Annotated in this window: 8 protein-coding genes; 3 read left to right on the forward strand and 5 right to left on the reverse strand. The window is 39.9% G+C overall.

Features of this window, described 5'->3' with window-relative positions:
* Nucleotides 1-4: 4 nt before the first annotated feature.
* The gene (gene ccoO / locus AC27I2_RS12780) at nt 5-679 is read right to left on the reverse strand and encodes a cytochrome-c oxidase, cbb3-type subunit II (RefSeq protein ID WP_006794296.1); all 675 of its coding nucleotides are present in this window, start codon (nt 677-679) and stop codon (nt 5-7) included.
* A 12-nt stretch (nt 680-691) separates the two neighbouring features.
* Nucleotides 692-2,125 (reverse strand): cytochrome-c oxidase, cbb3-type subunit I, encoded by a 1,434-nt coding sequence (gene ccoN, locus AC27I2_RS12785; protein WP_006794295.1) that lies wholly within the window; start codon nt 2,123-2,125, stop codon nt 692-694.
* A 338-nt stretch (nt 2,126-2,463) separates the two neighbouring features.
* Here ccoN and AC27I2_RS12790 point away from each other — a divergent pair, with 338 nt between their 5' ends.
* The 3 genes from AC27I2_RS12790 (at nt 2,464) to AC27I2_RS12800 (ending at nt 7,380) form a co-directional block, all read left to right on the forward strand.
* Nucleotides 2,464-2,889, forward strand: coding sequence for a hypothetical protein (locus tag AC27I2_RS12790; RefSeq protein ID WP_487204472.1), 426 nt, complete (start codon nt 2,464-2,466; stop codon nt 2,887-2,889).
* Nucleotides 2,890-3,429: 540 nt separating this feature from the next.
* Nucleotides 3,430-5,874, forward strand: coding sequence for a TonB-dependent receptor (locus tag AC27I2_RS12795; RefSeq protein WP_487204473.1), 2,445 nt, complete (start codon nt 3,430-3,432; stop codon nt 5,872-5,874).
* Between the two features lie 153 nt (nt 5,875-6,027).
* Complete coding sequence (locus tag AC27I2_RS12800; protein ID WP_058406030.1) at nt 6,028-7,380, forward strand: hypothetical protein; 1,353 nt, start codon at nt 6,028-6,030, stop codon at nt 7,378-7,380.
* A 73-nt stretch (nt 7,381-7,453) separates the two neighbouring features.
* Here the strand turns inward: AC27I2_RS12800 and AC27I2_RS12805 are convergent, their stop codons facing one another.
* Genes AC27I2_RS12805 through mfd form a run of 3 tightly spaced genes read right to left on the reverse strand, consistent with a single transcriptional unit; the run spans nt 7,454 to nt 12,034 of the window.
* Entirely contained in the window at nt 7,454-7,705 is a 252-nt protein-coding gene (locus tag AC27I2_RS12805) for a hypothetical protein (RefSeq protein WP_058406031.1), read from the reverse strand.
* A gap of 19 nt (nt 7,706-7,724) precedes the next feature.
* Nucleotides 7,725-8,561, reverse strand: coding sequence for a peptidoglycan binding protein CsiV (locus AC27I2_RS12810; protein WP_487204474.1), 837 nt, complete (start codon nt 8,559-8,561; stop codon nt 7,725-7,727).
* On the reverse strand, nt 8,561-12,034 hold the full coding sequence (gene mfd, locus AC27I2_RS12815; RefSeq protein WP_487204475.1) for a transcription-repair coupling factor: 3,474 nt from the start codon (nt 12,032-12,034) through the stop codon (nt 8,561-8,563). Before mfd ends, AC27I2_RS12810 begins: the two co-directional genes overlap by 1 nt.
* Nucleotides 12,035-12,051 lie beyond the last annotated feature (17 nt).

The following is a 12,051-nucleotide window of genomic DNA, read 5'->3' on the forward strand; positions in this document are numbered from 1 at the left end:
ATAATTACTTCAAGTGCGTGCCAAGCTGTTGCAAATAAGCGATAAGGGCTTGCATTTCTGTTGCGCCTTTACCGTCATTCATTGCATCAACTTTGGCAACGTCAGCTATTAGTTCTTCATCGCTACCGTATCCTAAACCCGGATGTTTTGGGTTTTCTGGATTAATAGCGAATGTATCACGGAAAATTTGTAGTTTTTTCAGAGTTAAGCTGGTATCAACTGTGTTCTCTGCTAACCAAGGAAAACCTGGCATATTAGACTCAGGAACCACATCACGCGGGTTCACTAAGTGAGCATAATGCCAATCGTCCGAGTAACGTTTACCAACACGAGCAAGGTCAGGACCAGTACGTTTAGAACCCCATTGGAAAGGGTGATCCCATACTGACTCGCCTGCTACAGAGTAGTGGCCGTAACGTTCAACTTCGTCACGAAAAGGACGAATCATTTGTGAGTGACAGTTATAACAACCTTCACGCACGTAAATATCGCGACCTTCCATTTCTAATGCATTTAGAGGACGTAAGCCATCTACTGGTTTTGTTGTGTCGTCTTGGAACATAAGTGGAGTAATTTCAACTAATGCACCAAAGCTAATAGCAAAAACAGTTAGTATGGCCATAAGGCCAACGTTTTTTTCTACTATTTCGTGTTTGTTTTGTGAATTTTTATTGCTCATCATCTCACTCCGTTATGCTAATTGTGCTTGCGCGTCTAACTTCAGTGATTCTTTTTCAGCTGAAATTGTACGGAAAACGTTATAAGCCATAACTAACATACCTGTTACGATGAATACACCGCCAACAAAACGCATTATGTAGAAAGGATGTGATGCTTCTAAAGACTGAACAAAGCTATACATTAATGTACCGTCAGCATTAACTGCACGCCACATTAGACCTTGCATTACACCTGAAATCCACATTGCAACAATGTATAAAACAACACCAACAGTGTGTAACCAGAAGTGGGTGTTAACAAGCTTAATGCTGTACATACGACCTTGTGCAAACAGTGCAGGGATAAGGTGGTAAATAGCACCAATCGAAATCATTGCTACCCAACCAAGTGCACCTGAGTGAACATGGCCTACAGTCCAATCTGTGTAATGAGATAATGCGTTCACAGATTTAATTGCCATCATTGGGCCTTCAAACGTAGACATACCATAGAAAGACAACGATACAACTAAGAAACGAAGTACTGGGTCAGTACGTAGTTTGTGCCACGCACCAGATAGGGTCATTATACCGTTTATCATACCACCCCAAGATGGAACGAATAGGATAATAGACATAACCATACCTAAACTTTGCGTCCAATCTGGAAGCGCAGTGTAATGAAGGTGGTGAGGACCGGCCCAAATGTATAAAGATACAAGTGCCCAAAAGTGAACGACCGATAAACGGTAAGAGTAAACAGGGCGACCCGCTTGTTTAGGTACAAAGTAGTACATCATGCCTAAGAAACCAGCGGTTAATAAGAAACCTACAGCGTTATGACCGTACCACCATTGCACCATTGCATCTACTGCACCAGCGTAAATAGAGTACGATTTAGTTAACGATACAGGCACAGCCATGCTGTTTACAATGTGCAACACCGCAACTGTAATGATAAAGCCAGCGTAGAACCAGTTAGCAACATAAATATGCGACACTTTACGTTTAATTAAAGTACCAAAAAATACAACTGCATAAATAATCCAAACAACTGCGATTAGAATATCGATTGGCCATTCTAGTTCAGCGTATTCTTTAGAGCTTGTAATACCAAGTGGTAAAGTAATTACTGCTAATACGATAACTAGCTGCCAGCCCCAAAATGAAATTGCGGCAAGTTTGTCTGAGAAAAGGCGCGTTTGACAAGTACGTTGAACGACGTAATAAGACGTCGCAAAAAGTGCACTTGTACCAAATGCGAAAATTACTGCGTTCGTGTGTAACGGACGTAGTCGAGAGTAAGTTAACCATGGTGTATCAAAGTTAAGTGCTGGCCAAGCTAATTGGGCAGCAATCAGAACCCCAATACTCATGCCAACGATGCCCCAAATCACTGTCATAATAGCGAATTGGCGTACAACTTTATAGTTATACTCAGTTTGTGATGCTACTGTTTGGCTCATTTTCTGGCTTCCGCTGCAATAAATGCGTTTAGAAATGAATTACCCACTTGAAAAGTGGGGCCTACTATTACTTCACAAGCATGTTACCTAAAACGTTCAAAGCATGAATGCTTCAGAAAACAAACTCGAGAAACCCTAATTTTTGCGAGGGAAATAATAAATTTTTTGGCCTAAAAAAGATAGGTCAATTACGTAATATTATGACATCAATCAAACTTTGTGACTTTGTTGTCTATTTTTTGATTAGCTCAGTGTCTAATTTTGGTTATTTAGTGCACCATGCTTGTCATTTATAAGCTTGATTATTAGTATCTGCTTTTATTCGAAGGACATGTTTTATGAAAGCAACCCAATTTTGTTTTGTGTTTTTGTTACTTTTACTGTTAACCGCCTGTGATTCTGGTGAGCATAAAAACGCAACGGTCCTTAAAAACTCAAACTGCAAACCTAACTTAGAATGTATTTATCCAAATAATGTGAAAGTGTGGCTTAGTCATCAATCTCTTTCACCTGAAACACCTTTTACAATTTTCAGTAAACTGCCTGATGATATAAAAATAACTCAAGCAAAGTTGAAGGGCATCACTATGTATATGGGGTTTATTCCGCAGCAGTTTGTAAAGCAAGGCGACTTATGGAAAAGCGAAACCATGGTTGGCATTTGCTCAGAAAATAATATGCTTTGGACCTTAGAGTTAACCGTTATAAATACAACTACTTCAAAAGAAGATACCCTCAACTATAACTTCTACGTTACCTACTAATAAACTCTTATTTTATTACGAATTAGCCAGCCAACCGATCACGTTTTATCCCAAAATTGTTGATTTGTACAAGCACACATACTCCATACAATGTAGTCCACATTTAAAAATCATACCTAACAAAGCAAGAGTGTTTGTTATTGACTATGAGCAATAGGCTTTTCTCATGAGTTAGCAACTATCAGGTTGTTTTACCTTTTTAATAATGCCGTGTGATTAAGTTGTTAATACCTGAATTATTACTAATCAGCAGGAGTAATTACATTTGATTACAAAGTAGCGGTGTTTGATTTCATCTGTACTTTAATTGTGTATAAGTTTTTTTAAATCATTAATTTTAAATTGTATTTTTATATTAACAATGAAACAAAGAGTAACCTTTGTACCTTTTATAGGGTGGTCTTTTTTACCTTTGTTAAAAAGTACTCAAGCGTTAAGTTTTCGTTCAGTTAAGTGCGCTTAAGTTGCCTGCCGACTCATTCTTCTTATAACAAATGAGCATTACCAATCTTGGTAAATTCCAACAAGTAGGATTCTTTCATGACTAAATCGACTCTTGGTCTAGCTGTAGTTGCAGCCATCCCAATGTTTTCAAGTGTACATGTACTAGCAGCAGACGAAGCTGCAAATTCAATCGAAAAAATTCAAGTTACGGGTTCACGCATCAACCGTACTGATATGGAAACAGCCAGCCCAATTACTGTTATTGGCGATGACTTTATTGCAAAAAGTGGTTTCACGTCTGTTGCCGATATTCTCTCAACTCAACCCTCTGCTGCGGGTATAAGCCTTGGTGCTTCAAGTAATAATGGTTCGGGTGGTTCTGCAACTGTTAACTTACGTGGCATGGGATCACAACGTACCCTAGTGTTACTAAATGGTCGTCGTATGGTTTCTTCTGGAACCGGTGCAGACTCTTCAGTTGATTTAAATACCATTCCTGTTGCAATGATCAAATCAATTGAAATCTTAAAAGATGGTGCATCAGCGGTGTATGGATCTGATGCAATCGCCGGTGTTGTTAACATTATTACCAAAAAAGATTTTGAAGGTACTGAGCTTAATGTTGAAGGAAGCCGCACAACGAAAGGTGATGGTAATAACTACGGTACTAGCTTATTACATGGCATGCAGATTGCCGATGGTAACTTAGTAGTTGGTGCCCAGTTTTCAAGCCGTGGAGAAGTGATTCAATCAGATCGTAGCTTTGTGCCTGCTGGACAGTCGTCATTTATTCCACAAGGTACTTTAGGCGGTAAAACATACGAAGGTAATGGTGTATTTGCCGATAGAACAACGTCGTACGACTTCACTACATCGAGTTATGCGCAAACACCAAACGATTTGTACAGCCTTTTTACAAGCTTTGATAAAGAGCTAGACGCTGATACCACATTTAATGTTGATCTAATGTATACACGTCGTGACTCATCACAGCAATTGGCACCTCAACCAGCCAGTGTAGATTTACTTACAGCAAACCTTGATAGCGAATACACTAATGCGTTTATCGCCGACGGTGAGCTTGCCGATTCGCTAGAGTATCGCAGAAGAATGGTTGATGCTGGCCCGCGTATATACGAGCAAACAACAGACACATACCGTGCATCTGTGGCATTACAAGGCATTTTAGATAACGATGCAAGCTGGGATGTGAGTGCTACATACGGCAGAAACGACTCTAAAGATAAAGTACAAAACTCGATTAATGCAAGCCAAGTAGAGCAAAGCATTTACGCAAACCAAGCACTTTGGTTTAGTGGTGATGCACTTAGCCGTGACTTTTTAACTGCTAACGATTCTATTTACACCGAAAATAACGAAGGTGGAAATGAGCAATTTATCTTATCAGCAGGTTACAGCGCACTAACCGATAGCGATATTGGTTACGCTATAGGTATTGAGAACCGTTTTGAAAGTGGTTTTTACACACCTGATTTAATTACACAATTGGGCCAAAGTACAGCTGCTCAGCAAGATCCTACTGAAGGTGATTATTCGGTACAGTCGATTTACTTTGAAACATCGATGCCTGTATTAGAAGTGGTAACACTTGAAGGGGCTGCACGTTACGACAATTATTCTACGTTTGGTGGTGAGACAACGTGGAAGCTTGGCGCTACTTGGGATGTAACAGATTCATTTATGGTTCGTTCTGTACTTGCAACTGGCTTTAGAGCACCAAACGTTGCTGAACTATTTGGTGGTAACTCGGGCTCATACGATTACCTAGCCGATCCGTGGGGTAACGAGCAAGATGCGCAAATTTTAGTGAACTACACAAGTGATGCTGACTTACAAGCAGAAGAAAGCCGTTCGTTTACATTTGGCATGGTGTGGGAAGTGGTTGAAGGTTTATCTACAACGCTTGATTACTGGAAGTTTGACATCACTAACGCTATTACGCGTTTAGATGTTCAAAACGAAATGAACAACTGTTTTGCGGGCGACACGCAATCGTGTGATTCGGTAAATATTACCCCAGCGGGTGATTTATCAAACTTAAGCTCTGCATTAACCAATGTTGGCTCTCAAAAAACATCAGGTATTGACTGGAACATTGGTTACACTGCCGATAACTACCGCATCAATCTAGATACCACTTACTTGGTTGAATTTGAGCAAGATGATATTGATTACACGGGGACTATTGACGGTAACATTGGCGGCTACTCTAAAATCAAATCTAACTTGTCTGTAAATTACGATTTGTCTGATGCGTTGAGTGTGCTTTACAACGCACGCTTTATTCGTGGTATGAGTGGTGATTATTACGGTGAGTCGTTCAGCACTGATAATGTTATTTACCACGATATTTCAATGACGTACAACCTAAATGAATCACTGAAAGTGACAGGTGGTATGAATAATATTTTTGATAAAGAGCCTGAAGAAGTCCTTGGCGGTAATGACATGGGCACCGTACCAGAGATTTACGACGTTATTGGTTCACGAGTATTCGCAAGTATTAATTACAAGTTTTAACTGTAAGTAACTTGTACGCTATTTAACCATTCTATTTATAGCCGAATTCAAGTTAAGTATAAAACTTTCAAGGCTCCGTGTTTACGGGGCCTTTTTTATTGAACAAAGTAAACGAGGGAAGTAAACTAAAAACAACAAAAAAAGGAGAGTTGATTGCTAAAACAAGACGAAAATTTATCTTTTGTCATTGAGCCCGAGTTAAATGCGCGTTCAGAGCAGCGTATTGATCTGTATTTTTCTATTCCTAATGAAATGGGAATAAATCCAAAAACGTTAAGTGAAGAATCTTACTTCAATAACCAGTTTAAATCTCACTTAGCTTACAACGCCAATAATATTCATTTGCCACTAGTACGAAGCCGTTTTGTGAGTAAAAACAAAGGTGAGCAGCAGGATTACAGGCAAAATCTAAATTTATTTTGTTACCAAGTGCGTTTAGCGCTCGATGCTGATATTAAGGATGCACTTAAATTAAATGAGGCAGAAGAGTTTTATAATCGCGCAAATGAATTATTTGAGCAAAGCGAAGGGTTATTAAAAAAGCTACGCCGTTATACCCCCGATGACGAAAAATTACTGCCATTTTATACAAATGCAGATAACTACCTTAGCTGGCACGTAGAACAATCATTTTTAAAATTGTTAGATGAAGGGCCGCGTAGTAGTGATTTTGCTAAAGAGCGGAACGACCTTTTGCAGTTTTGTAAAAGCGAAAACGTTTACCGAGCAGATAAAAATTACAACTCTGAAACCACACTACAAGATGCTAACCGCATCACAAACAAAATGCGTTTGCTACAACGTTTAATTGAGCATGGAGTAATACTGCAGCGTAATACTCGCTTTTTAAATAGTTACTTAAAGCGATTAGTAAAAGGCACGGTGACTGCAGTTATAATGGCGTTTGTTATGTTAGTTATCCTTAATGCACGCTCAAGTTTTACCGAGGTCACAGCCACGCTTATTTTGATACTGGGTGTTATTTATGGCCTGCGTGAAATATTTAAAGAAGACATAACCCGTGTGATTTGGCGTGCTATTGTACAAGGGCGGCCAAAATGGCGCTTTACATTTAAAAACAGTATTACCAAAGATAAAATAGCAAGTCAGTTTATTTGGCTTGAGTATACGCGGTTTAAAAAAATCCCCAAAGAAGTACAAACTATTTTTTCAAAACGTCGTCAACAAAATAAACAGGCTGCGCAATGGCTGCATTTTGCAAGTGAAACCCGCGTGTCGGCAAAAGAGTTTTTACCAGGGTACGATACGTTACAGCAAACATTGCAATTTAACTTAGCGCCATTTGCCCGCTATTTAAAGCGCGGTGAAGGGAAGCTTTATCATTTAGACAGTAACAAAATATCAAAACAAGCCGTAGAACGACGTTATCAATTAAATATGGTACTGGTACATACAGAGGGCGATAAAACACTTTATCAGCGTTATAAAATTACGTTAAATCGCAGTAAAATTGTCAATATTGAGCTTATTTACTCTAAAAAATAGGTTTTATAGCCATATAATTAAAAAAGGGGGATAGATATAATCTATCCCCCTTTTTTAATTATTTAAGCGTTACTTAGTTAGCTAAACCATGTTTGCTATATAAAGTTACTTTGTCTGAAACAAGTGTAATCTCTATATTTTTAGACTCGTCGCCCCAAACACAGTTAGTGTGAAGCGTTTTTTCTACACAATTATCTGCACTACCTAGTACGGCTTCAACTTCAGCTTTATCCATACCAATTTTAATCTTTTCGTAGTTTTCTACTGTTACTTTAGAGCATGCTGCAAGGCTTAGTGTAGCTGCAATAATTAGGAGTTTTTTCATTGTTGTATCCTACTTAGTATTAATGTTTAAATTTTCTAATTTGGACAATCATGCCCATACGAGGGTGATCAAAGTAATGAATTTCACCACTTATTACACGTTTAAACTGAGAAAAACGTGACGACTCTACATCACCACTTTGAAGTTTTTGGCTAATATCAAAATCTGCAGTAATAAATAAATAATGGCGTAAATGAATTTTAAATAACCCATCTAATTCCCATTTACTTGTTGATTCATCGGGCTCATTAAATAGGCTAGGTTGTGGGTCCAATAAGCTGACAAAGTCTGGGTTTGAATAGCGTGGCACATCAAAAACGCGTGTTTTAATCTGCTCACCGGCAAATAAGTGCATGCTTGGCGCACGTGATTTACTTTTTGCTTCAAAACGCCAACCAGTATGTAAAATAGGGGTTAAGCCTTTACGGTCTAGTTGCTCATACTGCGTTTTAAATTGTAATTGCTCAGGGGCAAGTAAGTAGGTTTGTTCCATGGTATCGAGTGCGGGTGCCATAGGCGTTACGGGCAGTTTATCGTAGCTTTGTACATAGTCGGTACTTGCGTCGCAAACACCCGAGCGAGGGTTATCGTTTACTAGCGAATCGGTAAATGAACGCGTCTGAAACCGCGTGTCGCCATCAATACAGGCTTGCATGGCTTGCTCGGTATAAAGTGGTGTTAATAAATCAAGCGTGTTTTTATCTTCAATAGCCTCGTGTTTTAAACTAAAGTCTTCTTGTAAGTAGGGGGCAGGGCGCTGTTTAAATATCAGCACCTCAGCTTCAAACCAACGCTCTGCAACTGCAGTGCTGCTAAATAAGCAACATAAAACTACCAGCGATTTTTTTAGCAACATTAATGGCTAACCTTTTTTTCGAAATCTGCAATCATAGCAGTGACCATTTTTAAGCGTTCGCGGGCATTTGCCTCACTAATCGCAAAGCGCAATTTATTTGCGCCTTCCATTTTATAAATATGCGGTGCACTTTGTATCAGCCCAATAATGAAGCTAGGATTAACCTTAGTATTTTGACTAAATTCAAAGTAACCACCTTTAGGGTTTGCTTCTATTTTTGTTATCCCTAAATTACTTGCCTGCATTTTAAGTTGTTGCAAACTAAATAAGTTTTTAGCTGCATCAGGAAGTAAACCAAAGCGGTCTATTAATTCTACCTGTAACTCATCAATGTCGCCTAGGTTAGCACAACTAGCTACACGCTTGTACATACCTAATCGTGCATTTACATCATGTATATAATCATCAGGCAGTAATGCAGGCAGTTTTAAGTCAACTTCGGTTTGTTTTTGTAATAGGTTTTCAAGGGTGGGTTCTTTACCCTCACGTAATGCATTAACTGCTTGTTCAAGCATTTCCATATATAAGTTAAAGCCAATAGTTTGCATTTGCCCAGATTGATCGTCGCCCAATAATTCACCTGCACCACGAATTTCTAGATCGTGCGTAGCAAGCGCAAAACCAGCACCTAAATCCTCTAACGACTCTATGGCTTGTAAACGTTTACTTGCATCTTTTGACAACGCTTTAGGGTCGCCTGTGAGTAAGTAGGCATATGCCTGATGATGGCTTCGACCAACACGACCACGCAATTGATGTAATTGTGCTAAACCTAGCTTGTCGGCTCTATCCATAATAATGGTATTTGCCGTAGGCACGTCAATACCGGTTTCTATAATGGTTGTACACACGATTACATTGTATTTTTGGTGATAAAATTGAGTCATTATTTGCTCAAGCTCTTGCTCGCGCATTTGCCCGTGAGCGGTAATCACATTCGCTTCAGGTACCCATTCACTTAGCTCTTGCGCCACGCGCTCTATTGTTTCAACGTTATTATGCAAAAAGTACACTTGGCCGCCACGTTTGATTTCACGCAGAATGGCTTCGCGAATAAGTTCTACATCACGTTGGCGAACAAAGGTTTTAACCGCCAAGCGTTTGGCCGGTGGAGTCGCAATAATAGATAAGTCGCGCATACCACTCATTGCCATATTAAGCGTTCGAGGGATAGGTGTTGCAGTAAGCGTTAAAATATCGACATCTGCACGTAGTGCTTTAATTTTTTCTTTTTGGCGCACACCAAAGCGGTGCTCTTCATCTACGATGAGAAGTCCTAAATCGTTAAATTTAATGTCTTGTTGAATAAGTTTATGTGTGCCAATAACAATATCTAATTTGCCATTAGCCATATTTTCTAGGGTGTCTTTTTGCTCTTTTGTTGAATTAAAACGAGAAAGCACACCCACTTCAATAGGAAAGTCAGCAAAACGGTCTTTAAAGTTTTCATAGTGTTGCTGCGCAAGGAGGGTAGTGGGCACTAAAATGGCAACTTGTTTACCATCGTTAACAGCAACAAAAGCTGCACGCATAGCAACCTCGGTTTTACCAAAGCCTACATCACCACACACTAAACGATCCATCGCTTGTTTTGATTGCATGTCGCCTAATACAGCTTCAATTGCATTACGCTGGTCGTCGGTTTCTTCAAACGGAAAACTTTCACTAAACTGGCGATAGGCTTGGCCGTCTAGGGTAAATTTATTACCTGGTTTAGCTTGACGCTGTGCGTATATATCAAGTAACTCAGCGGCTACATCACGTACTTTTTCAGCAGCTCGTTTCTTTGCTTTTTCCCAGGCGTCTGAGCCGAGCTTATGCAGTGGTGCACTGCTTTCTTCGCCGCCTGAGTAACGGCTGAGCATATGCAGAGCCGACACCGGCACATACAATTTAGACTCACCGGCGTATATTATGGTAACAAATTCCGTAATTACACCTGCCGCATCAATAGTTTGTAAACCTTGATAGCGGCCAACACCGTGATCAAGATGCACAACGGGCTGACCTTCTTTGAGTTCAGCTAAGTTACGAATAAGGGCATCTTGGCTTGCTTCGTATTTGTGTTTACGACGTCTGCGCTGCGATACTTTAATGCCTAGCAGCTCTTGTTCGGTAATAATCGATAAAGTAGGTTTAGAGCCTAGTACAACACTTTGCTCAAGCGGGCTTACAATTAAGCCTACATCACTATCGCTTTGGGTAAATTGTTCAAAGGTATCAAACTCTTTAAATTTTAAACCGCTGGGTTTTAATATGTTGAGTAACGATTCACGACGGCCATCCGATTCAACGCTCAGTAATATGCGGCTTTTTTTCTTCTTTTGCGCTGCGACGTAGTTTATAAATGCAGCATACGGTTCGTGCTGTTTATGATCTATTCTTATTGCGGGTAGTTCACTAACCAATAAATTTTTATTACCTGCTTTCGTGCCTAGCTTGGCAAGCGATAAACGAATACGCGCAAATTGCCCTAAGTTAGAAAACAGCTCGTCAATTGGCTGATATAGTGCATTGGGTTCAAGTAGTGGGCGCAGTGGGTCTACTTTACGGTTTTCATAGCGAACATTAACATCGTGCCAAAAATTGTCGGCGGCGTGTTCTAAATCGCCTAACTGCATAACGGTTGTGTTATCAGGCAGGTAGTCAAAAATCGTGGCTAGGCTTTCAAAAAATAACGGCATGTAGTATTCAATACCAGCAGGCCAATTTCCTTTACTAACTTGCATGTAAACAGAGTCTTGCTCTGAACTTGCACCAAACTTTTCACGGTAACCAATTCTGAAACGCTCAATATCTGCCTCATTAGTTGGAAATTCGTGTGCGGGCAGTAATTCAATTTTCTCTACTTTTTCGTCAGAGCGCTGCGTTTCCACATCAAACAAGCGAATCGTATCAAGTTCGTCATCAAAAAAGTCGAGCCTAAATGGATGCGGGCTACCCATAGGGTATAAATCGACGATTGAGCCTCGAATGGTGTACTCACCATGTTCCATCACTTGTTGTACGTTTAGGTAACCTGCTTGCTCTAGATTTTGTCTAAAATTATGAGTGTCGAGCTTATCGCCTACTTTAAAGTTTATTGTTGAACCATAAATAAACGAGGCAGGCGCGGTGCGCAGCATCAGCGTAGACACAGGCACGATCAATACGCTTTGTTGTTCTTTTTTTAGGGTATTTAATGTGGCTAAGCGCGCAGAAATAATATCTTGATGAGGAGAAAAATGATCGTAAGGCAAGGTTTCCCAATCAGGAAATACCATCACCGGGTTATCAGGTAATAAGTAGTCTAGCTCTGTTTCAAGGCGCAGCGCGCTGGGTGTGTCGGGTGTAACAATTAATACTAAGTTTTCTTGTTGTTTAACACCTTCGGCAATGGCAATACTTAAACCACTTCCGCTTAGCTGCCCCCACTGAATTTTATCTTTTTGAGATTTTACCCAAGGCAAGGCTGCCCATTGCTCAAACGCCATTTATTACTCCATTTGAT

The organism is Pseudoalteromonas sp. NH0006-46 (assembly GCF_057547735.1).